General features: G+C 41.4%; 12 protein-coding genes. 11 read left to right on the forward strand and 1 reads right to left on the reverse strand.

From position 1 onward, the window contains the following. Positions 1-159 precede the first annotated feature (159 nt). From E7303_RS13130 to E7303_RS13170, 9 genes are all read left to right on the forward strand, one after another. The gene (locus tag E7303_RS13130; RefSeq protein WP_292145800.1) at positions 160-1,839 is read left to right on the forward strand and encodes an ABC transporter substrate-binding protein; all 1,680 of its coding nucleotides are present in this window, start codon (positions 160-162) and stop codon (positions 1,837-1,839) included. Between the two features lie 78 nt (positions 1,840-1,917). Then, on the forward strand, positions 1,918-2,895 hold the full coding sequence (locus E7303_RS13135) for an ABC transporter permease (RefSeq protein ID WP_292145801.1): 978 nt from the start codon (positions 1,918-1,920) through the stop codon (positions 2,893-2,895). Beyond that, entirely contained in the window at positions 2,892-3,725 is an 834-nt protein-coding gene (locus E7303_RS13140; protein ID WP_292145802.1) for an ABC transporter permease, read from the forward strand. Before E7303_RS13135 ends, E7303_RS13140 begins: the two co-directional genes overlap by 4 nt. Positions 3,726-3,734: 9 nt before the next feature. Next, positions 3,735-4,655: an ABC transporter ATP-binding protein gene (locus E7303_RS13145; protein WP_292145803.1), complete on the forward strand. Its 921-nt coding sequence runs from the start codon at positions 3,735-3,737 to the stop codon at positions 4,653-4,655. After that, positions 4,645-5,247 carry an ABC transporter ATP-binding protein gene (locus tag E7303_RS13150; protein ID WP_292145804.1) on the forward strand — a complete coding sequence of 201 codons (603 nt, stop codon included), beginning with the start codon at positions 4,645-4,647 and terminating at the stop codon, positions 5,245-5,247. Before E7303_RS13145 ends, E7303_RS13150 begins: the two co-directional genes overlap by 11 nt. A 313-nt stretch (positions 5,248-5,560) precedes the next feature. Beyond that, complete coding sequence (locus tag E7303_RS13155; RefSeq protein WP_292145805.1) at positions 5,561-6,481, forward strand: leucine-rich repeat protein; 921 nt, start codon at positions 5,561-5,563, stop codon at positions 6,479-6,481. 21 nt (positions 6,482-6,502) lie between these two features. Further along, positions 6,503-7,690: a DUF362 domain-containing protein gene (locus E7303_RS13160; RefSeq protein WP_292145806.1), complete on the forward strand. Its 1,188-nt coding sequence runs from the start codon at positions 6,503-6,505 to the stop codon at positions 7,688-7,690. Between the two features lie 24 nt (positions 7,691-7,714). Beyond that, positions 7,715-9,151 (forward strand): vWA domain-containing protein, encoded by a 1,437-nt coding sequence (locus E7303_RS13165; protein ID WP_292145808.1) that lies wholly within the window; start codon positions 7,715-7,717, stop codon positions 9,149-9,151. Positions 9,152-9,172: 21 nt separating this feature from the next. Next, a complete protein-coding gene (locus E7303_RS13170) occupies positions 9,173-10,738 on the forward strand; it encodes an AAA family ATPase (RefSeq protein WP_292145809.1) in 1,566 nt (521 codons plus the stop codon). 5 nt (positions 10,739-10,743) lie between these two features. Here E7303_RS13170 and E7303_RS13175 read toward each other — a convergent pair whose 3' ends face one another. Further along, positions 10,744-11,577 (reverse strand): helix-turn-helix domain-containing protein, encoded by an 834-nt coding sequence (locus E7303_RS13175; protein WP_292145810.1) that lies wholly within the window; start codon positions 11,575-11,577, stop codon positions 10,744-10,746. 215 nt (positions 11,578-11,792) lie between these two features. Here E7303_RS13175 and E7303_RS13180 point away from each other — a divergent pair, with 215 nt between their 5' ends. Beyond that, the gene (locus E7303_RS13180) at positions 11,793-12,947 is read left to right on the forward strand and encodes a Gfo/Idh/MocA family protein (protein WP_292145811.1); all 1,155 of its coding nucleotides are present in this window, start codon (positions 11,793-11,795) and stop codon (positions 12,945-12,947) included. A gap of 60 nt (positions 12,948-13,007) precedes the next feature. After that, positions 13,008-13,868: a sugar phosphate isomerase/epimerase family protein gene (locus E7303_RS13185; protein WP_292145812.1), complete on the forward strand. Its 861-nt coding sequence runs from the start codon at positions 13,008-13,010 to the stop codon at positions 13,866-13,868. The last annotated feature ends 208 nt before the right edge of the window (positions 13,869-14,076 follow it).

The following is a 14,076-nucleotide window of genomic DNA, read 5'->3' on the forward strand; positions in this document are numbered from 1 at the left end:
GGGACGGTTCTTTTGACTTATTGCTTACAATAAGTCAAAAGAACCGTCCCTCTGTCTTCTCTAAAACTTAAGTATTATAAAAAATAACCCCCCAGGGGGCTTAAAATGGACTTTTCTCTGTCATATAATCCAATAGACATTAAAAATTGGAGGACGGAGATGAAGAGTAAAAATATTTCATTAGTACTGGGGATCATTTTAGCTTTTTCAATGGTCGGATGTGGCCAGAAGGCTGCTACTGAGAGCACAGAAGCACAGAGCCAGGCGGAAGATACACAGAAGGTTGAAAGCCAGACAGAAAGTGCTGATAGCACAGTAGAAGCAGCTGATGATGCAGAGAGCATCAATGTTTATATAGGTGGATCTATTTTTGATTCGAGCATGGATCCTGTTAAAGGCTTTATGAGCTATGGATATCCATTTGTAAACGAGGCACTTATTCAGGCTGATACCAATTCTGAATATGTTGCAGATCTTGCAACTGATTGGGAAGTAAGTGAGGACGCACTTACTTATACATTTAATCTTCGTGAGGGAGTTACATTCAGCGATGGAACACCTTTCACAGCAGAAGATGTTGTTTTTACCTATGAAGAGGTTCAAAAGAACCAGGCCAATAATGAAAATGTTGATCTTACAAAGCTTAAGTCTGTAGAGGCAGATGGCGATTACAAGGTCGTATTTACACTTAATGAGTGCTATTCACCATTCCTTGATACAGTAGCAATGCTTCAGATCGTTCCAAGCGATTCATATAATAGCGAGACATTTGATACAGCGCCTATAGGAACAGGTGCATATAAGGTTGCTGAGTATGATACAAATCAGCAGATCATTCTGCAGATCAATGACAGCTACTGGGGTGGCACACCTGATATTGAGCAGGTAAACATCATTTCAATGGATCAGGATACAGCTTATTCCAATGCAGTATCAGGTCAGCTTGATGTAGTCATGGTTGGTTCAACATATATCAATGAGACAATTGACAGCATGACTCTCCATAAGCTTGAGACAATGGACGTTCGTAATGTGAGTCTTCCTACTCTTACAGAGCAGGTTATGAAGGACAGCCAGGGCAACGAGTACAACGTAGGTAATAACGTTACAAGTGACATTGCAGTTCGTAAGGCTCTTTCAATCGGTATCAATCGTCAGGAGATCATTGATAACGCATTTAACGGCGAAGGAAAGCCTGCTGTTAATTTCACAGATAATCTTCCATGGGCTTCAACTGATGACTACGAAGACAATCAGGTTGATGAGGCCAAAAAGATTCTTGAAGACGCTGGCTGGATTGATGCAGATGGCGATGGAATTCGTGAAAAAGGAGATCTTAAGTGTTCATTTGATCTTATAGCTCCAGGTAACGATGAAGACCGTTATAAGCTAGCAACTGCCCTTGCTGAGAATGCTAAAAATCTTGGAATTGAGATAAATGTTCGCAATGAGTCATGGGATGTAGCTGTAGTAGAAGAAAATACAACTCCTATTGTTTGGGGCTGGGGACAGTTCTCACCAACAGTTATCTATTCAACATATGATTCAGAGATGTTCCTTGAGGCTCAGTATGCCAATGTAACAGGATATACAAATGCAGATTGCGATGCAGCAATTGAAAAAGCCTTTGCAGCATCAAACCAGGCAGATGCAAATGCTGCATGGAAGGAAGCTCAGGCAATTGGAGACAGTGAATACCCATACCTGTATCTTGTAAATATCGAGCATTCATATTTTGTAAAAGATAATCTTGATATTTCAGAAGCAACACAGATTCCACATCCACATGGTCATGGAAGCCCAATCATCTGTAACCTTAAGGACTGGGTGTTAAACTAATAAAATATTAAAATCGAAGATAATTCATTCGGATACCACCCCGTGAATGAGGTGGTATCTTTTTTGAGGTAAGTGGCTATGAGAACCAGAAATATTTTATACGAACTGATTCGTATGCTTCTTTTGCTGATACTTGTGAGCTTTTTGGCTTTTGTGCTGATAGCAAAATCGCCAATTGACCCACTGGTATCTTATATTGGAACCAATTCAACGTTGTCACCTGAAGCTAAGCAGGAGATTGTGGAGCATTGGGGATTAAATGAGCCTGTTTTTACGCGCTTTTTTAAGTGGCTTGTTAATATCCTTCATGGAGATATGGGGACATCAATAACATATAAAAAAGCAGTTAGCAGCGTTATTATTGAACGCTTCTCATATTCGATAGTGCTTATGCTTTTGGCGTGGATATTGTCAGGAATACTGGGATTTGTCATAGGTGTTATCTGTGGAATAAAGCAGGGCGGAATATATGACAGAATTACAAAGCTCTTTTGCCTGATGGTCAAATCAGCACCTACATTCTGGCTGGGACTTATGTTCCTTGTTATATTTGCAGTCAGCCTTGGCTGGTTCCCAATCGGAATGGCTGTTCCTATGGGAAAATTAAAGAGTGAAGTTACTGTCTGGGACAGGCTCTATCATCTTGTACTTCCGGTGATCACTCTTACTGTGGCCAATATAAGTGAGGTGGTTCTTTATACAAGACAAAGAGTTGTTGAGATAATCGGAAGTGACTATATCCTGTATGCAAGAGCACGCGGTGAGAACCAGGGACAGATCATCAGACGTCATGTTCTTAGAAACGTCATGCTTCCTGCTATAACTTTGCAGTTTGCTTCATTTAGCGAGCTCTTTGGCGGAATGGCACTTGCTGAAAATGTATTTGCTTATCCAGGAATCGGGACAGCAACTACAGCTGCGGCTTTAAGCGGCGATGCACCTCTTCTTATGGGTATTGCTCTTATTAGTGCGCTCTTTGTTTTTACTGGCAATCTTATTGCCAATATTTTGTATGGAATTTGTGATCCCAGGATCAGGGAAAAGGAGGAGTCATGAGAAATACATCTTTGTGGAACAGACGAACACGACTTACTCTCCTTATTGTTTTAGCAGCTACTTATCTTTTAGGGGTGTTCTTCTGGGGACTTTTTATTGATCCAAGCGAGTATGGTGTTCACTACGAAAATAAACTCCTTGCCCCCAGTGGTCAGCATCTTTTTGGCACGGATGCAATGGGAAGGGATATGTTCAAACGCTGTATCAAGGGACTTTCAAACAGTCTTGTGATAGGTCTTTTGGCTTCTCTTGTAAGCTCTGTGGTTGCACTTATCATGGGAATTGCATCTGCGGTATTTGGCGGCTTTGTGGACCGATTTGTAAACTTGTGCGTTGACCTTTGCATGGGACTTCCGCATCTTGTTTTGCTGATACTTATTTCATGCATGGCAGGAAGAGGAACAGTTGGCGTTACTGTGGCGGTTGCCCTTACACACTGGCCTTCACTTACCCGAATCGTGAGGCAGGAGGTTCTGCAGCTTCGAAATACACAGTACGTACTGGCTAGCAGAAAAATGGGAAAAAGCTATTTGACTATTGCCCTTACACATATGGTTCCTCACGTGCTTCCGGCTTATCTTATAGGACTTATCCTTTTGTTCCCACATGCTATCATGCATGAAGCATCAGTTACTTTCCTTGGATTTGGTCTGCCAAAAGAAATGCCGGCTATCGGAGTTATTTTGGCAGAATCCATGAACCATATCACCACCGGAAAGTGGTGGATGGCTCTTTTTCCCGGGCTTATGCTCCTACTTGCTGTTGTCTTGTTTGACCTTATCGGTGAGACACTCAAAAAACTCTGGAATCCAAACAGTGGTAACGAGTAAGGAGGGAACATGGGAAAGACATTATTAAACGTTGAAGACCTGGTTGTAGCTTTTTCTATGTACCGGGGCGACTCATTGAAAAAAGAAAACCTTGAAGTTATCCACTCACTATCACTTGATGTAAAAGAGGGTGAGATCCTTGCTGTTGTTGGATCAAGCGGATCAGGAAAGAGTATTTTGGCGAGTGCTGTCCTTGACCTGCTTCCTAAGAATGCAGTTGTGAGCGGTAAGATCACATATGATGGGGAACCACTTTCCATGAAGACTACACCTGATCTTTATGGAAAAGAAATCTCTTTTATCCCCCAGTCTGTGGATTATCTTGACCCACTTATGAAGGTTGGAAAGCAGGTTCAGGGAGTAAAAGGCAGCAAAGCCCGTCAGGAGGAGCTGTTTGAAAAGTACCGTTTAGGAAAGGATACAGAGAAAAAGTATCCGTTCCAGCTCTCAGGAGGAATGGCAAGGCGTGTGCTCATTTCAGGCGCGGTTATGGGAAATCCCAAGCTTATAATAGCCGATGAACCTACACCTGGTCTCGACCTTGAGCTTGCAATGGAGACTTTAAAGCATTTCAGAACACTTGCTGATCAGGGGACAGGAATCCTTATGATCACACATGATATAGACCTTGCCCTTAACGTGGCAGACAGGATCGCAGTTTTTTACGCAGGAACAATAGTAGAGATTGCATCAACACAGGACTTTTTAAGTGGAAGAGATGCTCTTAGACATCCATACACAAAGGCTCTTTATGATGCGCTTCCACAAAACGGCTTTAAGCCTATACCCGGAGCTCAGCCCTATGCAGGAAGTCTTCCTTCGGGATGTCTTTTCGCAGACCGCTGTCCATACAGGGACGATGCCTGTGCCGGAGAGCAGCCGGAGCGTGAAGTAAGAGGCGGAAAGGTTAGGTGCGCTCATGCAACTTGAAGCAAAAAATATAAGTTTTAGATATGACAAAAAAAGTCCCTGGGTTTTGAAGGATGTTTCACTTTCTATCCAAGAAGGCGAGAGAGTGGGAATTGTTGCTCCATCCGGCTTTGGCAAGACAACTCTTGCAAGGATACTGGCAGGATATGAGAAACCATCAGAAGGCCAGGTGCTCATAGATGGAAAGGAGCTGCCTTCAAAAGGTTTTTGCCCGGTGCAGCTTATCTATCAGCATCCGGAGCTTTCTGTAAATCCCAGATGGAGAATGGAAAAGACACTTAATGAGTGCTTTACGCCTGATGAGGCTCTTTTGGCTAAAATGGGAATCGAGAAGGAGTGGCTACACCGTTGGCCTTCAGAACTCTCAGGCGGAGAACTTCAAAGATTCTGCATAGCAAGGATCCTTACACCAAAGACAAAAATCCTTATCTGTGATGAGATATCTACAATGCTAGACGTTATCACCCAGGCTCAGGTCTGGAATATCCTGCTTGATATAGCCAAAGAGCGAAACATGGGCATGGCAGTGATCACCCACAACAAGGCCCTTGCAGAGAAAGTCTGCACAAGAACCGTAAGACTCGACGAATAAATATACTTTCTTGCGAGTGGCATAAAATCCAGAAGTGCCCATAACTTCGGATAGATCTCGGAGTATTCGCAAAGACACAGTAAATATAAAATAATGCGCCTTGTTTTCTTTCATGCTTATTCAAAACAGAAAACAAGGCTTTTATTTTATATTAACTGTCTCTATTGCTCATACTAAATCGCTCTATCCAAAGTTATGGGCACTTATGGATTTATGGTTTACTACACATAAAAAGTATATATTCTTGTATTGGTAAATTTAAGAATGTATATTATTATGAGGTGGAATTTATTTGAGGTCGGGTGAAGGCAATATGCCATTTGTTTATGAAATTAACGAAAGCAGGAAAGATAGTCATAAATTTATTGTGATCACAGGTCATGAGGGAAGTGTCAGAGAGCTTGTTGTGCCGGATAGGATTGATGGCTATGTGGTGGAGGCTATCGGTAATCATGCTTTTTCCGGAAGAGATGATATTGAAAGCGTTGTTCTTCCGAATACGATAAAGACTCTTTACGGGTTTTCTTTTCATAACTGCAGGAAACTAAGGAAGATAAGTCTTTTTGACAGTATTGATGACTATTATGACGGAGTATGCAGGCAGTGCGACTCCCTGTCTGATATTGAGATACATATAGAGAGAAACTGGTATGAGGTAATTCGAAACTTTCTGGCTGATAATGACAAGACACTTAGGTTTCTGATAAAAAGAGATGGATTTACATCTTGTCTTGTTTTTCCTGAGTATGTCTATGATTTTTCTGAAAATACCATGGCAAGGACAATCCAGTTTTCGATTGGCGGCAGTGGGATGATCTACAGGGAATGCGTCGACAGAAGGAGCGTTAACTACAGGGAGTATGACAAGCTTTTTGAAAAGGCTGTTATAGATGGAAACGCTGTTTCCGAAGATATAGCCATAGGAAGAGTTCTTTTCCCTTATGAGCTTGCTCCCGGGTACCGGGAAAGGTACGAGATGTTTATTAAGAAAAATGGCAGGAGCATTGTGGAAAGACTCATAAAAAATATTGAAAATAGTGGAGAAAATGCTTCTTTGGATGAAGATGAAGTTTCTCCCATGAATCTGATAAAAAGGCTGATTCCGATTTTGGATGATGAGGCCATGGATCATGCTATAAAGCTTGCTTCAGAAAAGGGACTTACTCTATTGAGTGCAGTTTTGATAGGGAGTAAGAAGCCACCTGTGGCCAGTGTTTCAAGATTTGAATTCTAGTGAAAATGTTGAGGGTAAAGGGTGTTTGAAAAAGTATCTGTAGAAAAGTGTACATCATACGATAAAGAACTGGTGAAAAACAGCCTTGATAAGGCGATTGATGAGATAGATGGTCTTTCTTTTGTTAAGGAAGGCATGACTGTTGGACTTAAGCTTAACCTGGTAGGGGCAGCAGCGCCGGAAAAGGCGGTGACAACGCATCCTATGATTGTCAGAAGGCTCTGTGAGCGCCTGACAGAAATGGGGGCAAAGGTTGTCATTGGAGATAGCCCGGGAGGTGTGTTTAACAAAAGCTACGTCTTTGGAATTTATAAGGCATGCGGGCTTCTTGAGCTTGAAAAGGATTTTGACGGAAAGGTGAAGCTTAATGAAGACTTTTCGGAAAAAGATGCAGAGTTTGCAGATGCAATCAGTATAAAGACTTTTACCTACACGGGCTGGCTCAACACCGTGGATGCTATCATTAATGTATCAAAGCTTAAGACTCACGCTATGATGGGTATGAGCTGTGCAGTTAAAAATATGTTCGGGACTATCCCCGGAGTTACTAAACCGCAGTATCACATGAGATTTCCCGAGGAGAGGGCGTTTGCCAATGTCATGGTGGATCTAAATGAGTATTTTAAGCCGCAGCTTTATATCGTTGATGCCATAGACGGAATGGAGGGCAATGGTCCTACAGCAGGAGACAAAAGACATATTGGGGCGGTTCTGGCTTCTAAAAAGCCCTATGCTCTTGACGTGGTCTGTGCTGATATGATCGGAATGGGCATCAGGGATGTTCCGACTATAGGGGCTGCTTTTGAAAGGGGCCTTGGACCTGAGAGTATTGCAGATGTTGATATTGTTTCTTCATCTGATGGAGAGCATATTAAGATAGCTGATTTTAAGAGAGCAACTATACATCAGTCGATTGACTTTAGCGGAGACGGATTTGGCAATAAGATGAAATACGTTTTGATAAAGCTCTTTTTACAGACAAGACCACAGGTAAAGGCATCAGAATGTGTTGGCTGCAAGAAATGCTATGAGACATGTCCTGCAAAGGCTATTACGATGGTTGAACGAAATGTGAAGGGAAAAGCTTTATTGGTCCCTGAGATTGACAGAAACAAGTGCATCAAGTGCTTTTGTTGCCAGGAGTTTTGTCCTAAGGGAGCTATGAAAGTACATGAAAATCCGCTAGGTAAATTTGTAAGTTCAATGTAATGAAAACTATTGTGATTATGGAGTATGTCGGATAATAAACTTATGTTAAAAGAGGAGATAAGTTACAGAGAAAAACTTGAAAAGATAGGAAGGCAGGTTCTTGAAGCCTCAAGGACTGAGCTTTATGTAGCCATGAGATTTATGGGGGAAGCTCTTTCATCACTGTCCTATGAGATGGACCTTTCTACGACTACGGTAGGTACTGATGCCGTGACCATCAGGTATAACCCGACATACGTGTCATCTCTGTTTGTGGAGGAACCCGGGAAGTTAAACAGAACCTATCTTCACATGATACTTCACTGCATTTTCAGGCACATGTACACCTCGGCTAAATATGAGGATGTGGACCTTTTTGACCTGTGCGCTGATATAGTGGTGGAGATGATCCTTGATGGGATGGACTATCAGTGCATTTACAGGGTTACATCGGACTATCGCGAAAGGTGGTATGAGCGACTTGAAAAAGAGCTGAAGGTTTTGACAGTAGAAAAGCTGTACAAGTTCTTTTCTGATCCTGATAATAATATAGATATTTTGGAAATAGAAAAGCTCTCAAGAGAGTTTAAGATGGATGACCACAGCTTTTGGCAAAGGCTTCCCAAAGACGACCAAAAGCGTGATGACAATGAGAAAGAAAAGCCTCCGATAGATGAGGATTTTGATGGCCCTTCCGGTAAAAATGAAGATCAGAAAACGACGGAAAAGTACATAAATCCCAAAAGGCTTAAGGCTATACAGGACAAAGAAAAAGACTGGGAAAAGTCAGCAAAGCGTATGGAAACCGAGATAGAGACTATCGGCAAAAGACATAGCGACAAGCTCGGAAAACTGGAATGGATATTAAAGTATGAGAACACTTCACGAACTGATTACAGGGAGTTTTTGAACCGATTTAAGGTTATTCGTGAAGAGGGCGGCATAGACATGGACAGTTTTGACTATGGCATGTACAGCTTTGGAATAGAGCACTATGGGAATATGCCTCTGATCGAGGAGAATGAGTTTAAGGAAGTCCGCAAGGTAAAAGAGCTGGTGATAGCCATCGACACTTCGGCATCCTGTAAGGATGAGCTTGTTCAGCGCTTTCTTAATGAGACAGCGAGACTTCTTTTTACAGAAGGATCTTTTTTCCAAAAGATTAAAATACATGTTATCCAGTGCGATGATCAGGTTCAGAGGGATGAGCTTATTGACAGCGTAGATGCAATGAAGAAATATGCCACCGGTATACATGTTGAAGGTGGCTATGGAACGGATTTCAGGCCTGTCTTTGACTATGTGGATAAGTTGCAGTCGGCCGGAGAGTTTGAGAATCTCAAGGGTCTTATCTATTTTACTGATGGTTACGGCATCTATCCGGAAAAAGAAACTGCTTATGATACCGCATTTGTTTTTCCACAGGATGGCGACTATGAGGACGAAAAAGTGCCTGTTTGGGCAATGAAATTGTATGTATGATGATTAAAGAGGAAGCAGATCATGAATATAGATGAAGCGAAAGTTGAAGTCAAAAATGCAGTGAGAGCCTATCTTGAAAAAGATGAGGTGGGACAGTATGAGATTCCTGTTGAGAGGCAAAGACCAATCCTTCTCATGGGGCCTCCCGGAATAGGTAAAACTGCAGTTATGGAGCAGATAGCCCATGAGCTGGGAATCGGCCTTGTGTCCTACACAATAACTCACCACACAAGACAGAGCGCAATTGGTCTTCCCAAGATCACGGAAAAGAGCTTTGGTGGAAAAGAGTATTCAGTGACTGAGTACACCATGAGTGAGATCATTGGAGCTGTATATGAACAGATTGAAAAGTCAGGGGTAAAAGAGGGAATTCTTTTTCTCGATGAGATAAACTGCGTGTCTGAAACGCTTGCGCCTACTATGCTTCAGTTTTTGCAGTACAAGACCTTCGGATCACACAAGCTTCCTGAAGGCTACATAATTGTTACCGCAGGCAATCCGCCTCAGTACAATAAGTCAGTCAGGGACTTTGATATCGTAACTTTGGACAGAGTGCGTCAGATCAATATAGAAGAGGATTTTGAGGCCTGGAAGGATTACGCCTACAAGGCTGGAGTTCATGGCTCTATTTTGGCTTATCTTGAGATCAAAAAAGATAATTTCTACAACATAAGTACAGACGTAAATGGCAGAAGCTTTGTGACAGCCAGAGGCTGGGAAGATCTGTCAAGGATCATAAAGGTATATGAAAAGCTTGGCATTGATGTTGATGAGAATCTTACAGCCCAGTATCTGCAGAACAAGGAAATAGCAAGGGATTTTGCAACATACTACGAGCTGTACAGAAGATACAATGAGCTTTACAAGATTCCTGATATTTTGGAGGGAAGATTCCCTGAGGATAAGGAGACTTTACGAAAAGGATCTTTCGATGAGAAGCTCAGTATCATAGGTCTTTTGTCTGATAAGCTCATGGAAGAATTCAGAGATTATGCCCAGGACGAGGCTGTCCAAAAGGAGCTGTTTGAAATCATCAAGGCAGCAGGAACTATTGGTGTAAAAAATTCGGAAAGTGGCATGTCCGATGCTGATAATAGGCAGACTTCTGACAACAGTAACTGTAGCGTGGCAGAGTTTTTGTCTGACAGAGCGTCTTCTATGGAAAAAGAGATTGAGAATCAGCGTTTACTTGGCATGATAAGCAGGGAAGAGGAAAGGACAGGGCGCCTCGTAGCGTCTTTGTTACATGAGCTTACTGAAAAGCTGAGCTGCTCTGAAGGGGACAGGTTCGAAAATGCCAAAAGCTGGTTTAGAGAAAGGGAAGATGCAAGGCAGCAGAAAATTGTAAATACCGGAATTCATCTGACAAACAGCTTTGAGTTTTTGGAGCAGACCTTTGGAGATAAGGAATCTTTGTCAGGAAGCCAGGAAATGGTTATTTTCCTTACGGAGCTATCAAGTGCTTACCACAGTCTTAAATTTGTCCGCGAGACCGGAAATGATGCTTATTATAAATACAATAAACTCCTGCTTCTAAACGACAGAAAGCAGGAGCTTAAGGATATTGTAAAAGAACTTGTTTTGTGATCTGGTTATTTTGCGTTGTTTTTCCTAAAAGTACTTGGTGATATGCCAACGATTTTTTTGAAGGTTTTAAAGAAGTGAGCATAGCTTGAATACCCTAGTTTTTCCTGTACCTCTTTAACGGAAAAGCCTTGTTTTAAAAGGTTTTGAGCTGCGCTCATTTTTGATAGGCTTATATATTTTCCGAGGGAAGCATGAGCATACCTCTTGAACAACCTGGAAATATAGTCAGGATTCAGGTAGAAATGGTCAGCGATAGATGAAACGGATATTTCATCGCATATATGGTCGTTTATGTAGCTGATCATTTCGCTGACCTTTTCCTGAGTTTTATTTGTGTTGTACACATCTTTATTCTTGGAGACAGTTTCGGATACTGCCTCGTCGATCTTGGCCATCAGAAGAAAGAATTCTGAAAATGACCTTGAGTTAAATTCATTCCCCAAAACTATCATTTTTCTTATTTGTTTTATTATTTCTTTTAACTGATCATCAGATAGAGAGATCAAAACAGGAGCTGAGCTCTGGCCTAAGTAGTGCAGAGAATCATCTGTCCCTGAAAATACATCATCCAGCCATTTCATCTGAATGTTGATGACATATCGTTCATAGAACACATCACTGTTGTGGTAAAGCTGATGAAGGCAGAATGGCGGAATGATTATCAGAGTTCCGGCAGGCACTCTTAGGACTTTATCCTCCAAAATCACATCCTCTAAATCTGTTAATGTGAGATAAAGTTCTGCTGCGTCATGTGAGTGGATTGCAACCGGGTTTTGAGGCTTGTTTTTTCTGTATGCAATTGTATAGGGCTGCCCCTGCGTGAAAATCGGATGTTTCATATGCTCTCAATATAAATTCACTTTTTTTAATAAATCGATTGGCTAGTTAAAAGTCGGAAATATACATATAAATAGTTTTTTATGTATATATCATATCATGGATCAGAGGACTAAAATAGTGGAAAATAAAGTATTCCTGAATGCTTGTTTTGATTGATTTTATGGGGAATATACATGGAAAGGAGTCGGTAAATAATTACTGACAAGGTGGTTACATGGAGAAGGTAAGACTTGGGATTATCGGTATTGGAGGAATGGGGACCAACCATGCGCGCAGCATTTTGGAAGGCAAAGTGCCCAATATGGTTTTGACTGCGGTGTCTGATACCAGGCCTGAAAGGCTTTCATTTGCAGAAAAAGAGCTGTCAAAGGATCTGGCTCTTTTTTCTGATGGAAAGGAACTGATCGACTCAGGAGATGTTGATGCGGTACTTGTAGCAACGCCGCATTATATGCATCCTGATTATGTGATCTATGCACTTTCTCACGGAGTTCATGCTATCACAGAAAAACCAGCGGGTGTTTATACAAGGCAGGTAAAAGAGATGAATGAGGCAGCAGAAAAGAGCGATAAAGTTTTTGCCATAATGCTCAATCAGCGCACAAACTGTGTATACAGAAAGCTCCATGAGATGATAGAAAGTGGAGAACTTGGTGCGCTAAAACGTATGAACTGGATAATTACTGACTGGTACAGGACCCAGAGTTATTACGATGCAGCCGGTTGGAAGGCAACCTGGGCAGGCGAAGGCGGCGGAGTGCTTATCAATCAGTGCCCTCACCAGCTTGATTTGTTGCAGTGGCTCTGCGGCATGCCTGTAAAAGTGAGAGCTTTTTGTCACAATGCAAAATGGCATGACATTGAAGTTGAAGATGATGTTACAGCCTATATGGAGTTTGAAAATGGCGCTACAGGAGTATTTGTCACTACAACAGGTGATGCTCCCGGAACAAACAGGCTTGAACTTACTTTTGAAATGGGCAAGATAGTTTGCGAAGATGACAAGCTTATTTTTGACAAGCTTTCAGAGAGCGTTTTTGAGCATTGCAAACATGAAAAAGAGGGATTTAAAAAGCCGGATTGCACCAGAGTGGAGATTGAGACAGATGGACTCAATGAACAGCATGTTGGAGTATTAAAGGCATTTGCGGATAAAACCCTTGGAAAAGGAGAGCTTGTTGCAGAAGGAGTAGAGGGAATCAACGGGCTTACTCTTTCAAATGCAATGTACCTTTCATCCTGGCTCGATGAGACTATAGAACTTCCTTTTGATGAAGACCTTTTTTTTCGAGAATTGGACAAAAGGAGAGCAACATCGAAGCTGAAGGAAGATAAGGGAATTGTTTTTGACACTACGGGAACATACTAAAAGCGTATTGAAGATAGACATATGTTGGGTATAAGAAATTAAAAAATAGGGAGACAGATCATGGATAAAAAATTCATTCTTACAGGATTTGCAGATGAAATCGCACCTGAACTTGATAAACAGATAGAAGGAATAAAGGGACTTGGCATGAAGCATATTGAAATGCGCGGTGTTGACGGTAACAACCTTATTTTTCACAGCAACGAGAAGGTAAAAGAAATTAAGGAAAAACTGGATGCAAATGGAATATCGCTTTCAGCTCTTGGATCACCTCTTGGAAAGATTCAGATAACAGATCCCTTTGAAAAGCATTTTGAAGAGTTCAAAAGGGCTGTCGAGATAGCACATCTGATGGAAACACCAAGGATCAGAATGTTCAGTTTTTATGTTCCTGAAGATAAACATGAAATGTATAAGGGAGAGGTTTTTGATCGCCTTGGGAAATTTGTAGACTATGCAAAGTCAGAAGAAGTCCTTCTTCTTCATGAAAATGAAAAAGGAATCTATGGCGACAAGGCAGCAGAATGCCGTGAGCTTATGGATGAGTTCTATGGAGATAATTTCAAGTCTATATTTGATTTTGCGAATTTTGTTCAGGTAGGCCAGGATACGCTGGAAGCTTATGAGCTTTTGAAAGATTTCATTGTTTATGTTCACGTCAAGGACGCGCTTTCAAAAGACGGCAGTGTTGTTCCTGCAGGCCTTGGGGATGGAAATGTAAAGCTGATATTGACAAAACTTTTCAAAAATGGATTTGATGGATTCTTATCTCTTGAACCACATCTTTTTGATTTCGTTGGATTTGCTGATCTTGAGCAGAACAATGTTTCAATTGCCTCCGGCGAAGGCAGGAAGCTGTCAGGAATCGAAGCCTTTACCCTTGCTCATGATGCACTTATTAAGGTTTTGGAAGAGATATAAACAAAAAATAAAAAAATTTTAAAAAAGTGTTTGACAAACGTGTTAGACAATGCTAACATACATATTGTTAGCAAGAGCTAACAATCAAATGACATACATAGTCATAAGAAATCTCCTACCTATTTCAGCCACGTCTTGCCAACGTGGCTGATTCTTTTTGCATAAATGTTTCTTTGCAAGGAATCACATTAATTTTAATCAATAAAAG

It is taken from the genome of Butyrivibrio sp. (assembly GCF_015056685.1).
GTDB lineage: Bacteria > Bacillota > Clostridia > Lachnospirales > Lachnospiraceae > Butyrivibrio.